Origin of the sequence: Nonlabens marinus S1-08 (genome assembly GCF_000831385.1) — a bacterium.
Classification (GTDB): Bacteria; Bacteroidota; Bacteroidia; order Flavobacteriales; family Flavobacteriaceae; genus Nonlabens; species Nonlabens marinus.
This window is the reverse complement of sequence record NZ_AP014548.1, coordinates 2,492,354-2,507,469: the sequence shown is the minus strand read 5'-3', so window position 1 is coordinate 2,507,469 and position 15,116 is coordinate 2,492,354. Positions and strand designations below refer to the sequence as shown.

General features: G+C 39.8%; 9 protein-coding genes. 3 read left to right on the top strand and 6 right to left on the bottom strand.

Going from position 1 to position 15,116, the window contains the following annotated elements:
* Positions 1-24: 24 nt before the first annotated feature.
* Complete coding sequence (locus NMS_RS11470; RefSeq protein WP_231862391.1) at positions 25-393, bottom strand: hypothetical protein; 369 nt, start codon at positions 391-393, stop codon at positions 25-27.
* A 4-nt stretch (positions 394-397) separates the two neighbouring features.
* Positions 398-1,720 carry a DEAD/DEAH box helicase gene (locus NMS_RS11465; protein WP_041496898.1) on the bottom strand — a complete coding sequence of 441 codons (1,323 nt, stop codon included), beginning with the start codon at positions 1,718-1,720 and terminating at the stop codon, positions 398-400.
* Between the two features lie 213 nt (positions 1,721-1,933).
* On the opposite strand from NMS_RS11465, the gene NMS_RS13555 reads away from it, so the two are divergent.
* Positions 1,934-2,686: a helix-turn-helix transcriptional regulator gene (locus NMS_RS13555; protein ID WP_052476942.1), complete on the top strand. Its 753-nt coding sequence runs from the start codon at positions 1,934-1,936 to the stop codon at positions 2,684-2,686.
* Positions 2,687-2,884: 198 nt separating this feature from the next.
* Here NMS_RS13555 and NMS_RS11455 read toward each other — a convergent pair whose 3' ends face one another.
* Together NMS_RS11455 and dnaK are read right to left on the bottom strand one after the other, a co-directional pair.
* On the bottom strand, positions 2,885-3,193 hold the full coding sequence (locus NMS_RS11455; protein WP_041496896.1) for a DUF6122 family protein: 309 nt from the start codon (positions 3,191-3,193) through the stop codon (positions 2,885-2,887).
* A gap of 222 nt (positions 3,194-3,415) precedes the next feature.
* Complete coding sequence (gene dnaK, locus NMS_RS11450; RefSeq protein ID WP_041496895.1) at positions 3,416-5,320, bottom strand: molecular chaperone DnaK; 1,905 nt, start codon at positions 5,318-5,320, stop codon at positions 3,416-3,418.
* A gap of 505 nt (positions 5,321-5,825) precedes the next feature.
* Here dnaK and NMS_RS11445 point away from each other — a divergent pair.
* Positions 5,826-7,271 carry an L-serine ammonia-lyase gene (locus tag NMS_RS11445; protein WP_041496894.1) on the top strand — a complete coding sequence of 482 codons (1,446 nt, stop codon included), beginning with the start codon at positions 5,826-5,828 and terminating at the stop codon, positions 7,269-7,271.
* Positions 7,272-7,499: 228 nt separating this feature from the next.
* Here the strand turns inward: NMS_RS11445 and NMS_RS11440 are convergent, their stop codons facing one another.
* Positions 7,500-10,376: a M16 family metallopeptidase gene (locus tag NMS_RS11440; RefSeq protein WP_052476940.1), complete on the bottom strand. Its 2,877-nt coding sequence runs from the start codon at positions 10,374-10,376 to the stop codon at positions 7,500-7,502.
* A gap of 262 nt (positions 10,377-10,638) precedes the next feature.
* Here NMS_RS11440 and NMS_RS11435 point away from each other — a divergent pair, with 262 nt between their 5' ends.
* A complete protein-coding gene (locus tag NMS_RS11435; protein ID WP_041496893.1) occupies positions 10,639-14,304 on the top strand; it encodes a metallophosphoesterase in 3,666 nt (1,221 codons plus the stop codon).
* Here the strand turns inward: NMS_RS11435 and NMS_RS11430 are convergent, their stop codons facing one another.
* On the bottom strand, positions 14,305-15,033 hold the full coding sequence (locus NMS_RS11430; RefSeq protein WP_041496892.1) for an SAM-dependent methyltransferase: 729 nt from the start codon (positions 15,031-15,033) through the stop codon (positions 14,305-14,307).
* Between the last annotated feature and the right edge of the window lie 83 nt (positions 15,034-15,116).

The window sequence follows — 15,116 nt, the reverse complement described above, 5'->3', positions numbered from 1 at the left end:
AAACAAATTTATCGGAAGTAATTATTACTCCTTTCTATCCAGCAATTTTTGTGAAACTTTGAATGTGGCTCTATACAACATGCCCTTCTGAGCGCGTTTAAACTTTCCAAAGGCAGATTTGTACCATTGTGGATGGGTTGCTTTTTTACGGTACACCTCATGATTATCCGTACCGTATAATTTCAATTCATGGTAGGCTTCCATGTTAGAAAGGGCGATGCCATAATGTTCTGCACGCAGTAAGATGGAAGCAAAATCATTCTCGCTGAAGTAGTTTTTGTCCGCCTCAAGACCTTCATTCTTATTTTCTAAATCGTAAAATACGTGTTTCACTAGAAATTCTTGCTGCCGCAAATCATCGTTTGCTGGGGTAGGAGGTGTGGTTTCACTCATAATATTATAGTTCTAAAAGGCTGATTCTTAGTTTACGTTTTTTAATTCGGCTGTTGTTGAGTGTGTTGATCAATTCAAAAGCCTTGTTATAAGGTACCGCTACAAAAGAGCAATCCTGCTTTAATTCGATAATACCTAACTCTTCCTTTTGAAGGTTTCCTTGTTTTAAGAAAAGGCCAGCGATATCACCTTTAGATATTTTGTCCTTTCTACCACCTGAAATATATAGGGTTTCCCATTGTTGCTCTTGAGGCATTTTTTTGACATGGGGAATTTGAATCACCTCAGCATTTTCAATGAACTCAGGAAGTTCTTGTTGCTGGTGCCTCAGGATAAATGCAGTGCCGGTAGCATGCATTCTTGCGGTTCTTCCATTCCTATGAATGAATTCCTCGCGCTTATAAGGCAATTGGTAGTGAATAATAAAATCTAGGTCTGGAACATCGATTCCACGCGCTGCAAGGTCTGTTGCTAACAAGACACGATGCGTCCCATTGCGAAATTTTATCAGGGCCCGCTCGCGATCTATTTGCTCCAGTCCACCATAGAAAACAGAATGCGGAAATTCTCTATCGTATAGGTAATCGCTCACATCTGCAATAGTATCTTTTAGGTTACAGAATATGATACCACGTCCTGTTCCTGTTGCTGCTAATAAGTTGTGTAGAGTGGGTAACTTGTCCTCAGTTGGTGCAACTACTATTTTTAATTTGAGCTTAGTTTCTTCCACATCTGACAAAAAATTCAAACGTTTCGGGTGGTGCATTTGCATAAAAGGAGGAATCCCCACTTTTTGCGTTGCAGAGGTTAAGATTTTATGAGTGAGATGTCGCAAGTTTTCTGCTATTTCTCTCATCTCAGCTTCAAAACCTGTTTCAAGTGATTTGTCAAATTCATCCAAGACTAAAGTTTTGAGCGCTGTGGTTTTAAAGTTTCCGCGTCTCAAATGGTCCGCTACACGACCAGGAGTACCTATCAAGATAGCCGGTGGAGTTGCTAGTAACACTTTATCTCCCGCTCCAGATCTACCACCATACACTGCATTGACTTTAAAGCCGGTTCCCATTTCTCTCAACACTTGTTCAATTTGAATGGCTAGTTCTCTGGATGGAACTAGGATTAGAGCTTGAACTTGATCAACTTCCGGATTCAGTGATGCTACTAGAGGCAGTAAAAAAGCCAGCGTTTTACCAGTTCCAGTGGGCGATAGAAGTACTATCTCTTTATTCTGTTGGATAGCAACAGCGCTAGCTTGTTGCATATCGTTCAACTGTTCAATACCCAGTTTGTCTAGAATTTCTTGTTGGTTTTTAATTGGGTCGCTCATGCTGCAAAGGTAATGTTATGGTGCATTGTTATGTATACAATAAAATCAATAATAGAAGAGGTGTTGGTTTGTTTCGCTTTCGCGAAAGCGAACTCGTGAAAAACCGAATTAACTTAATGACATCATCGATGAATAGTTCAACTTCTCATTTGAATTGCTTAATTTTGAGTAGTGCCCGTTCCCCCTCAAGGTACTTGCTTATTACAACCCCATATGAATACTGCACTTGAGGCACATAAAAAAGTATTGCGCAATCGTGAAGGAGAACCTGACGAAAGTCTGGAGGAATTTATCGAGCGATTTCAGGAGATTACTAAAGGCCCTATGTACAGCAACTCTCTATGCTACGCCTTGAATTTAAGCGAGTTAAAATATGTGCATGTTGGGGTAAATTGTCATCAATTTACAGGTAAACAAGTGAAAGACTTCAAACAATCTGGGGTTGATATTCTACCAAAAATTATGATTGAGGAAGATTTTAAGGCACTGTCCTTACATGTTTTTCCACAAATGCAGGAGTGTTATCAAGGTCTAGGTATTCAAGAACGCAAAGAAGCTATTTTTGAAATTTATTATAAGCTCAAGCACAGCGGCACCGGTAAAATTACTTCAGTAGTAGAATACAGTAGTTATGCGAGGTATAATGAAAAAGGTGAACCTACAGTATCCACGGGCATCGTTTATGCATCCCCATTAGCTATAGATGGTGTTCGAGGTATCGTGAGGTGCGCAAAAAGTCAAGTACAAGAAACGATCTTTGATCAAACTTATTTGCACAGGTTAGAGACCTTAACTGATACTGAAAACAAGATCACCAGTTTATTCTCAAAAGGTCATAGCCGTCAAGAAATTGCTGATACTCTCAACATATCCATCCACACCGTTAAAACTCATTTTAGAAATATTTATAAGAAATTAGAAATCAATAAAGAATCGGAATTGATGAATTATTTGAATTCTAAATAAAGAATTTCTAGAAAAATTATTTAACTAATTATCAGTCGATAAACGAAGTATGATTGACTAGTCGATTGGGGGTGAACTGCATTACTTCAAGATTGCTTGTAAGCTTCCCTTAAAACCGAACCTTTTAATTTACTACTCTAAAATTCTTTAGGCTATACCCGCTATAAATAAGGCCTTCCAGCAGCTTTTTTCAAAATTTCATGTCATCATACAATCTATTGCATCTGTAATCATGTGAAAAAGTAAACCGATACCTATGATTCGTAATGTTTTGTTCAAAAACAAGAAAGCAACGTAAACGATCATTGCCCAGTAGGTATGAAGCGGGTGAAAATTGATACTGCATCGATCAGCCTCAAAAATCGGCGTGGCTAGTAAATGATCTAGATCGACCAGCATCGTGGCTAGCAGAATCAAATACGCTTTTTTCCAATCGTTCTTGAAAAACAGATAGGCGATAAAAAATGGCGCGCCAAAGTGCAAGAAGTAGTGGAGGGTGGTTTGCATAAACTCTAAAATTACAAAATTGAAATTGCTCCTAAATACATTATAGGGTGCAGCTCGTTAATATTACTTTAGCAAATGAAAAAACTATTTTAAAACTGATAATACAAAAAAAGACCCTGAAACAAATCAGAGTCTTTCTTACTTTATAGAGATCCCAAATCTGCGCTAGGGCTTGTTTGGGATAAGTTCGATTACGCAACGGCTGCGCCGTTACTATCTCACTTACTTCACTTCCTCAAAATCTACATCTTCCACATCGCTAGTATCAGCATCGCTGGAAGCCTCAGCGCCTGCGTCTGGCCCAGGTTGTCCACCTTGAGCATCTGCTTGTGCTTTGTACATCTCTTCACTAGCTGCTGTCCAAACGGTGTTCAGTTTTTCTAGTGCTGGATCGATCTTTTCAACTTCCTTAGTTTCATAAGCTGCTTTCAATTCATTCAGCGCTTCTTGAATAGGAGCTTTCTTATCTTCTGGAAGCTTATCGCCAAATTCTTCTAACTGCTGCTCAGTCTGGAAGATCATTTGATCTGCACTGTTCAGTTTATCAGCTGTTTCTTTAGCTTTCTTATCTGCATCTGCGTTAGCAGCTGCATCTTGCTTCATTCTCTCGATTTCTTCCTCGCTTAGTCCTGAAGATGCCTCGATACGAATATCTTGCTTCTTACCAGTCGCCTTATCTTCAGCACTTACTTTGATGATACCGTTAGCATCAATGTCAAAGGTTACCTCGATTTGTGGTGTTCCACGACGTGCTGGTGGAATATCTGACAAGTGGAATCTTCCAATCGTCTTGTTATCTGGCGCCATGGCGCGTTCTCCTTGCAGTACGTGGATCTCAACACTTGGCTGGTTATCAGCTGCGGTAGAGAATACTTGTGACTTCTTAGTTGGGATCGTTGTGTTAGCCTCAATCAATTTGGTCATCACATTACCCATAGTCTCGATACCTAAAGAAAGCGGAGTTACATCTAGTAACAATACATCCTTCACATCTCCAGTCAATACACCACCTTGGATCGCTGCACCTACGGCAACTACCTCATCAGGGTTTACACCTTTAGAAGGCTTCTTACCGAAGAAGTTCTCCACAGCCTCTTGTACAGCTGGGATACGAGTAGATCCACCTACTAGGATGATCTCATCGATATCGCTCTTAGACAATCCCGCAGCTTTCAATGCTTTCTCACATGGCTCAATCGTTCTTTTTACTAAGTCAGAAATCAATTGATCAAATTTAGATTTGGTCAAAGTCTTAACCAAGTGCTTAGGTCCGCTAGCGGTTGCCGTTACATATGGTAAGTTGATCTCAGTTTGTGCGCTGGATGAGAGCTCAATTTTTGCTTTTTCAGCAGCTTCTTTCAAACGTTGCAACGCCATTGGGTCTTTACGCAGGTCGATGTCTTCAGCCGACTTAAATTCATCAGCCAACCAGTCGATGATCTTTTCATCTACATCATCACCACCTAAGTGCGTGTCACCATCAGTAGCTAGTACTTCAAATACACCGTCACCCAATTCTAAGATAGAAACGTCATGCGTTCCACCACCAAAGTCAAATACAACGATCTTCTGATCTGTATCTTTTTTATCCATTCCATAAGCTAGTGCCGCAGCAGTAGGCTCATTGATAATACGCTCTACTTTCAATCCTGCGATCTCACCAGCTTCCTTAGTGGCTTGACGTTGAGAATCGTTAAAGTAAGCTGGTACTGTAATTACTGCTCCAGTTACTTCTTGTCCTAGGTAATCTTCTGCCGTTTTCTTCATTTTCTGAAGAATCATAGCACTTAATTCTTGTGGTGTATACAAACGACCATCAATATCTACACGTGGCGTATTGTTATCACCTTTTACTACTTTATAAGGAACACGGTCAGCCTCATTAGAAACCTCGCTGAATTTGTTACCCATAAATCTTTTGATAGACGCAACCGTTTTAGTCGGGTTCGTCACTGCTTGTCTTTTTGCAGGGTCACCCACTTTAATCTCACCACCTTCAACGAAAGCGATAACAGATGGAGTCGTGCGTTTCCCTTCTGCATTAGGTATTACCACTGGCTCGCTTCCTTCCATTACGGAAACACAGCTGTTGGTCGTACCTAAGTCAATTCCAATTATTTTACTCATTATACTATATTTTAGTTAGCAATTTTATTTTCTATTACGCTTACCTAAAGTCAATGTTTGTGCCACCACAATCCAAATGACAAGCTGTCAGAATCCTAGAAAAGTTGTCATTTAGTAGTCTATAAACAGTGCTTCTTTTAAACCAATCTGTCACTAGTAGTCATCCATTGGTTTTATAATAGGTGTAAATTCTATTCCGCTTTCGCGAAAGCGAACTTCTTCCAGATTCTGCAATAGAGAAATTAGCAGATTAATAGTTCAAAATATTGCAAGCTAGAATTGGAACATCTACAGAAAGATTCAATACCATAACCCGCTCATTCTGTACTGCCGCACGAACCGGCTTTCATTTTGATTTTATTGAGACCTTTTCCTCAGTATCTAGATAAATACAATTTTTATCAACCAATATCGAGCGAGAGCGTCGCCCTGTGTTTATCAAAGTGTCGAGATAAAGTTCTTTCACAAAACCTATATTTGTCACCGCAAAATTGACAACCTTTCTATGTCGGAACCTAAAAAGAAAATAGAAGCCATCAGCGTGTTTGACATGCTCAAAATTGGAGTAGGGCCATCCAGTTCCCATACGCTTGGACCCTGGCGTGCCGCAAGAGCATTTCTAGGAAAACTGCGAGATAAAAATTGGTTAGAACATGTACAGTCCATTGAAGTGGATCTATACGGCTCACTGTCCTTAACAGGTAAAGGCCACGCTACGGATATAGCGGTAATTATGGGATTGACTAATGCAGATCCTCAAACCTGTGACATCGCAGAAATTCCGGAAGTATGCGAATATATTACCAATCAAAAACTATTACAGTTGGATGGTGTTCACCTGATCTCCTTTGATCCAGCTACCCAGATCAAGTTTCATAAAAACTTTTTACCGTTTCACCCTAACGGCATGCGCTTTAAAGCGGTTTTAAATGATGGGAAGACTCTATTTGAAACCTATTTCAGCATTGGCGGCGGATTCTTTGTTCAAAAGGAGCGTAAACGTGCGGCTAAGCAACGCGCTATTTTTGAATGTTTCCCAAGACCTGTAAACAATGCTAAAGAATTGCAGGCATATTGCGATCGGGAAAATAAAGCGGTTTCTGAAATTGTACTGGAAAACGAGGAATATCTCAATTCGCCAGAAGCCATTGACGCTGGACTCAAAGATATTTGGGACGTGATGCTCGACTCCATGTACATAGGCTGCCATACTGAAGGAATTCTACCTGGCGGACTCAATGTAAGACGTAGAGCTTTTGATACACACCAGCGTCTCAAAAAAGGTGCTGAGTATTCCAATAAGGAAGAATGGATTGACGCTATACGTGGTACGGAAGTTAAATTCAGAGAAATACTTAAATGGGTTTCTTGCTATGCACTGGCGGTTAACGAGGTCAACGCATCTTTAGGAAGAGTAGTAACAGCGCCAACTAATGGAAGTGCTGGAGTTATTCCTGCCGTTTTGATGTATTATCTAACTATTGAAAATCACGATGCTGACTTCCAGGATATCAAAAAATTCTTACTTGTGGCTGGTGAGATAGGGGCACTATTCAAAAAAGGAGCTACTATCAGCGCCGCAATGGGTGGTTGCCAGGCAGAAATAGGAGTGAGCAGTGCCATGGCAGCAGGAGCACTTACTGAACTTATGGGCGGTACACCTGCACAGGTGCTAATGGCTAGTGAAATTGCTATGGAGCATCATCTAGGATTGACCTGTGATCCCATAGGTGGTTTGGTTCAGGTGCCATGTATTGAAAGAAATGCGATGGGTGCTATTAAAGCTATCAATGCATGCGAGATGGCACTAGATACGGATGCCAAAAACGCTAAAGTTCCTCTGGATAAAGTCATAGAAACCATGTGGCAAACTGCACAAGACATGAATTCTAAATACAAAGAAACGAGCACTGGAGGATTGGCCGTGAATGTGGCGCTGTCTGATTGCTAACTTTACTACCGTTTCCAAAAACTCCAATGTCTGATCGGGCGCAGTCGAGACCTCTTTACAAGTGCTGATGAGTGCAACTTTTAAATAACTCTCGATTGTTCCCGAGCATGCTTGAATACAAGCTTTAGGAGCAAATGTTAAAGCTGTTCCAAATTAAAAAAGCCCATTGCTAATTATGCAATGGGCTTTCTATATCAGATTGATCTGTAGTTTTCTAAATAGTTTTCACTACTTCACTTCTGGCATTAGGATCGCTAAGATGTAGTCATCATTAAGATACTTATTTGCCACAGCCTGAATATCATTTGCAGTCATTTTTGCAACTTTTGCTTCAAAGTTCATCATGTTGTTAGGATCACGTTGCTCACGACTAGCGCTTACAAGATTATTCAACCAGTAACGGTTAGACTTCAAATCTTCTTTGTATTCCAATAAGTATCCTTCTTTAACTTTATTAAGAATGATATCGCTGGGTCCGTTCTCCTTTAATGCTGCAATTTCTTTTTGAGTAGCAGCGATTAATTTCTCTACATTATCTGGTCCACAAGGGAACGAAATACTAAAGTTAAAACCTGGCTCTGGTATCTTGCTCATGCTACCACGAGCTCCACCACCATAAATTCCGCCTTCTTGCTCACGTAATACTTCGATGATTCTGATCGTCAGAGCTTCTCCTAATGCATCTACAGCAAGATCTTCTTCAGCATTATATGTAGCAATGTCATAGTCCCAGCGCATTTGCACTAGACTTTTCTCTTCGGTTCCTTTGTTCACGGTAATCTCGCGAGTTCCTTGCTTTTCTTTCCAGTCAAAAGTCTTGTACATTTCTTTCTCACCAGTAGACGGGAGGTTTGCGAGATACTTTTTAGAAAGATCCATGATGACTTGATCATCCACATTTCCAACTAGGAAGAAATTGAAATCTCCAGCATTGGCAAAACGTTCTTTGTACAACTCATAAGCTTTGTTGTAATCTGCAGCATCGTAGGCTGCTTCATCTGGGAATCCTGCATATCTTGGGTTACCTTTAAATCGCATTTCATTCACCTCATTACTGAAGTACGTTTGCGGGTTTGACATCATACGACCCACAAAGGACTTTTGTTTAGAGATAAAACTACTGTAAGCCTCTTCATCCTTGTTCAAGTCTGTAAAATATAAGTGAACCAATTGGAACATGGTTTCAAGATCTTGAGGTGTTGCGGAACCGCTCAAGTTTTCAGTTGTAGAACCTATAGATGGACGCACATTCACAAGTTTCCCTGTCATATACTTATCCATATCAGTCTGGGAAAGACCAGCAACTCCAGCTTCTGTCAATCCACCATTAGCAAATACTGTAGCCATATAATCTTCATCTGAATACAAACTGCTACCACCATAACTATAAGCAGACATTAGGATCTCATCATTTTTGAAATCGGTCTTTTTTGTTGTTACTGTTATACCATTGCTTAAGGTATAAGTAGTAGTTCCTAATTTCTCGTTCGTTTCAGTTTTGGTGATTGATCCAGCTGCGGGTAATGTTTCAATCAAGTTTTCACGTACCACTGCATCTTCATATGGAGCAACTTCCGCGGAAGCGACTTCATTTACCACTTTCAAAATTTCAGCTTCAGTAGGCTTGTTTTCAGTCGTTGGTCCAGTAAAAACAATGGTTCTATTATCGTCGTGTATGTACTTTTGAATTTTAGCATTTACCTCTGAAACTTCGATTCCTGGCAATAAGTCCATGGTAGTTTCGTAACGCCATTCTGGGCTAGGAGTGACCCCACCGTTCAAGTAATCATTTACATATTGACCTACTAAACGACCACTTTCTGTCTTGTCACGATTTGCGTAGAAGGATTCAAAACTTGATTTATACGCCGCTTTAGCACGCTCTAATTCTGCTTCTCCAAAACCATATAATTTCACACGTTGATTTTCCTCCAAGACTGCTTTCAGAGCACCTAATTGACCATCAGGAGCAGATCCAGCAAATGAAGAATAGGCATTTTTATTTTTAGCGACGGTTCCACCATAGCTACTGCTAGCAAAAATAAATGGAGGGTTAGGCTTCTGCGTCAATTCCTGCAAACGATTGTTAATCATGAAAGAAAACAACCCATTCACAAGGTCATCACGGTAATCCCCAACAGTGCTTGTTGGCTCTGATTCAAAAGTGTCCTTATAACTTACATTGATAGAGGCAAAAGTAGCCTCCGGATCTTGAGCTACGGCAACCTTAGTATCTTGGTGGTTTGGTAAATTGAACTCAGGACGTTCTCTTGGGTTTTTATTAGGTTCTATTCCAGAAAAATGATCTTTAATTTTCTGTTCTAGAACAGCAGGATCTAAATCACCTACTGCAACTACAGCCATTAAATCTGGACGGTACCAGTCGTTATAAAACCTCTTCAAAACTTCTGGTTCAAAGTTTTTGAGAATTTCATCCTTTCCTATAGGCAGTCGCTCTGCATACTTGGAGCCATAAAACTGAACAGGTATCGTCACTTTATTCATGCGATCACCTGCTCCTTTACCATTTCTAGATTCCTCTAGAACCACGCCGCGCTCATCATTGATCGCATCAGTTTTTAGTAATGCACCATGTGCCCAGTCTTCAAGAATCGTAAATCCTTTTTCTAGCTTTTCTGGATCATCACTAGGGATAGGTAAGATGTAAACTGTCTCGTCAAAGCTTGTATACGCATTCAAGTCAGCACCGAATTTTACACCAATTCCCTGCAGGTAATCTACCAACTCATTTTTCTCAAAATTAGTTGTTCCATTAAAATTCATGTGTTCCATAAAGTGAGCTAGACCTTGCTGATCGTCATCTTCTAAAACTGAACCAGCGTTTACTGCTAGACGCAGCTCCACCTTATCTTCAGGTTTTCCGTTGTTTTTGACATAATAAGTCAAGCCGTTGTCTAAAACTCCCATACGGACATCAGGATCCATTGGGATTTTTTTATCCATGCCTGGCATGGTGTTCATGCTGGTCTCTTCAGCAGTACTAGTTTGTTGCTCTTGATTAGAAGCTGGCTTATCTACCATTTTTGGAGAACATGCCAGCGCTAGAGCACCGAGAAATACGTAGTAAATCTTATTGATTTTCATAATTAATGGATGTTGTTTAAATAATGAATTTCTAAAGTTAAATGCTAATGTCTTTAAAACTTGTATTTGCGGTAAGTAATTTCGCTTTCGCGAAAGCGAACTATAAAAAAAGGAAGCTACGTCACTCAATCTTTCACTTACAGGAGATGAAAAATCTTTTAAAGTCTATTTTTTGCCTAATGACTGACGCTTTTAGTTGATGTTATGTTAAACACTTCGGCTACTCTTGGGACTCGGTTAGATTTGCCACAATCCATCGTTTATGAAAAAGAGTTCTTATAAATCCATTTTACTGTTATCCCTCGTGGCACTTGTTTATTCTTGTGCTAATCGGGCCATTCAAATTAGCAAGCCTTTAGAACTATCTAGTAATGACGAAGACTATCGCAGCTTTTTCCTACTAGGAAATTTAGGGTCTAATCAAGCGGAGGATCCAGCCGTTTTTCAGGCAATAATTCAGGACATTAAAAGCAAGGCAACAGACAAAGACTACACACTTATTCTGGGTGATAACGTGAAGGCCGACAAATTGAATACGGATGACGAAGGCCAGAAGGATACCAAACAGTTCAAAAGCCAACTTAGACAAATTGCTGAACTATCCTCGAAAATTCTTGTCATTCCTGGGGACGAGGATTGGAATGATAAAGGCATTGATGGATTAAAAAAAATTGAAGAGTATACCGAGAAGATACTTGATAACGACGAGGTCTTTCAACCAGAAAACGCGTGTCCTATTGAAGAAATTGATATCTCTGACAGTATGCACCTCATTGCAGTAGATTCCCAGTGGTACATAGAAAATTGGGATCAGAACCCAAAGTTCAATGACGACTGCGAGATACATACTAGAGAAAAATTCATTAAAGTACTCAAGGATGCCGTGCGCAAAGCGAGACATAAGACTGTTATCCTTGCCATGCACCACCCATTATACACTAATGGTGTTCATGGTGGGGAGTTAGGCTTACGTATGCTAACTACTCCAAAACAAGAAAACGCCTATTTGCCGGTGGCTGGATTTCCATACAGCGTTGTTCGTTCTCAAGCGGGTTTATTCCCACAAGACCGTTACAATCCATTGATGAACGAGTTGATGGAAGAAATTGAAAAAATGGGGAACGGTGTTGATCGATTACTGATTGTATCAGCTCACGAGGAAAGTCTACAATTTATCGATTATGATAACATCAAACAAATTATTTCTGGATCTACAACAGCCACCAACATTGCATCCTTAGGTAAGAAAGGGAAGTTCAGTGCAGGGCAATTAGGATATGCAGAGGTGCGTATTTTTCAAGATCAAAGTTCGCAGGTGTTCTTCCATACAATTAATAAAAGCAACCAGATTCAACAGGTTTATGCCAATAATCTTTTCGGTAAAAAGGAATCTTATGATATATCAAGTATTCCAGCGGTTACAGAAAAATACAAAATGGCAAGTGTCTACCCTAAAGAGGAAACTGAGGTAGATCAAAAACATGAAGAGTTTTATGGAACGCATTATCGCAAGTTGTATGGTATTGATGTGAAAGCTCCCATAGTGATGCTGGACACTTTATATGGTGGTCTTAAAGTAGAACGTGCGGGTGGCGGTAATCAAACTCAAGGTTTGAGATTAGTAGACAGTCTCGACCGGGAGTACAACATGAGGGCTCTAGAAAAAGATGCAGTACAATTTCTGAAAAGTGCCGGTTATGATGATCTGGATGCCGATAAATATTTTGCTGAAACTCTTCCTAAAGAATTAATACGAGATTTTTACACTGCAGCTCATCCTTATGGGGCTTTTGCCATACCCAGACTGGCTGGAGCTATTAATCTAAGTCATACACATCCTAAGTTGTTTTATGTTCCTAAACAGCCTGTTTTAGGACACTTTAATAAAGACCATGGTGATCGATTGTATATGATCGTAGAAAAGCCAGACGACAGTTTCAACAATGCCCACATGTTTGGGTACAATGAAGATGTGGAAAGCACAGATGATCTTTTTGAGAAAATAAGATCTGATGAAGAATATATAATAGACGAACAATTATATATACGCGCTCGAGTTTTTGATATGTTGCTAGGAGATTGGGACCGCCATGAGGATCAATGGCGCTGGGCAGAGATTAAGGATAGCGAGGATAAAAGCCGTTTTGTAGCGATACCTAGAGATCGTGACCAGGTGTTTGCAAGGTTCGATGGAAAGCTCTTAGACATTATGAATGATGTGATAGGGAGCACTAAGCAATTTGGGAATTATGGTCCAGACATTCCATTTATCAAAGAATTCAGTCAGAGTGCCATTAATTTAGATCGGGCCGTTTTGCAACGAACTGATTTGACCGATTGGTTAAAAGAAGTTCAACATATTCAAGACAATATTACACTTGAGGTAGTTGAGAAGGCCTTTAATGAAATGCCAGACGAGGTGAAGGATGAACAATGGCAAGAAACTCAAAAGGATCTACTTTCGCGAAAGCGAAATCTCAACAGTATCGTGCAACGGTATTATGATCATTTCATCTCTTTCCAAACTTTGAAAGGAACAGATAAAGATGACCGATTTGAAATCATCAGGGAAGATGGTAAAACGACTATTACCGCACACCGCATTAAAGACGGAGAAAGTAAAAACGAATTATTCTCACGTACTTTTCACGATAAAAGTTCTGAAGAAATATGGATTTATGGACTGGACGATGATGATGAGTTCTTTGTAAGTGGAACAGGAAATAGTAAAATTCAAATAGTCATTGCCGGCGGGAAAGGAAAGGATCTTTATGATATCAGTAAAGGAAAGAATATTTCTGTTTATGATTATAAAAGCGAAGACAATAGGATAAAGTCCACTTCTCGAGCAAAAGTTATTTTAAGAGATGACTATGATATCAATCATTATGATACAGAAAAAGAAGTCTCTGAAAAAAGCACCTTTCGCCTGAAGATGGAATACAATCCTGACGATGGCTTCAAACCTAGTATAGGAATTGAAAAATCCACCATAGGATATGAGCGCAACCCTTATTCCTTAAAGTATGGAATTGATGTGGATTATAGATCTTTGACCCAAGCGGCGGTTTTTGAGGGTTACGTGGCTAAGGCGAATATTTTGGGGCATTGGAACCTGCAACTGGAAGCTGGTATCACCACTAATAATTACACGGAAAACTTCTTTGGTTATGGGAATGATTCGCAGTATGTAGAAGGTACCAGTTTTGATCTCAATAGGGTTTTACTACAAAAACAATGGGCAGGACTTTCTATCTATAAAATAGGAGATTATGGAAGCAATTTTGAACTTGGAGCTCGATATCGAGGGGTAGAGGTAGATGATAATGTCTCTGTAGACACAGGAATTGAAAATAAACGAGATGATTACGCAGATTTCTTTTTCAATTACGAATTTAAAAGTGTGGATGATACGAGATTCTCCACTCGCGGAATGTGGCTGGAAAATCAGATCGTATTTACTGATAATTTGGCAAATGGAGAACATTTTGTTCAAATCGATCCTTCTTTGACTTTTTGGAACGCTATTGATGATAATCGTCGTTTAGTTCTGAAATCAATGATTGCTGGCCAATTGCGTATAGGTGACGATCCTTTATTTTATCAAGCAGCTCGACTAGGTGCAGACCGTGGATTGCGAGGGTTTAGACAAGATCGATTTGCAGGAAATTATGCTTTAAATGCCCAATTTGATTTAAAATATGATGCGAAACCGATAAAAACCAGGCTTTTACCCTTAAGAATGGTTCCTTACATAGGTATTGATACAGGACGGGTTTGGGTGTCACGAGACACTGTCAGCACGTTCCATACCAGTTATGGTGGTGGGTTAGAGCTTGTTTTTCCAGGTTTGATTAAGGGTTCTATTTCTTATTTTACAGGAGAAGAAGGCGGTAGGTTAGCTTTCGGTATCTACATTTCTAAATAATTAGAAGCTAATTACTTTGTGCTGAATGATAAAAATAGCGGGACGTTTATGAATATCTATCGCACTATTTTTCCATTGGGATATTGGTTGTGTTTTGATAAATTCAGTCGGCAGGGAGATATCACAAGCAATGCAGAGTAAGGTGTCTGGATGTAAGTTTGCCACCAGCGTTTCTATCATCTTATTGTTGCGATAAGGCGTCTCAATAAAGGATTGTGCTTGTTGTTCTTGTCTAGAACGCTGTTCTAGCTCTATCAGCTTGCGTTTGCGATCTTTTCCGTCAATAGGTAGGTAGCCATTAAAAGCAAAATTTTGACCATTCAAACCGCTGGCCATCATAGCCATTAAAATACTACTAGGTCCTACGAGCGGTATCACTTTTATTCCCTTTTCATGTGCAATAGCTACCACATCAGCACCAGGATCTGCCACTCCAGGAACTCCAGCCTCACTCATTAATCCCATGGGATGACCTGCGAGGCAAGGTGCTAGAAAGGAAGGTATTTCTGAAGGCTCTGTGTATTTATTAATTAACGAAAATTCGAGAATGGCTTGCTCTTTTTCAGGTACCATGCTCTTAATAGATCTACGTGCCGTTTTTTCATTTTCCACCACGTAGTGATTCACATTCTCTATGACCCTTTTAATAGAAATAGGCATGACCTCAAGGGGATCGACATCTCCTAGTGTTACTGGTATCAGGTATAAGTTTCCTTTTTCGTTGGTCATGAGATCTGTTTTGATGTATTCATTAAATCGATGAGAAGGTGGACTTGTTAGAAGTTCGCTTTCGCGAAAGCTAACTAATCTTC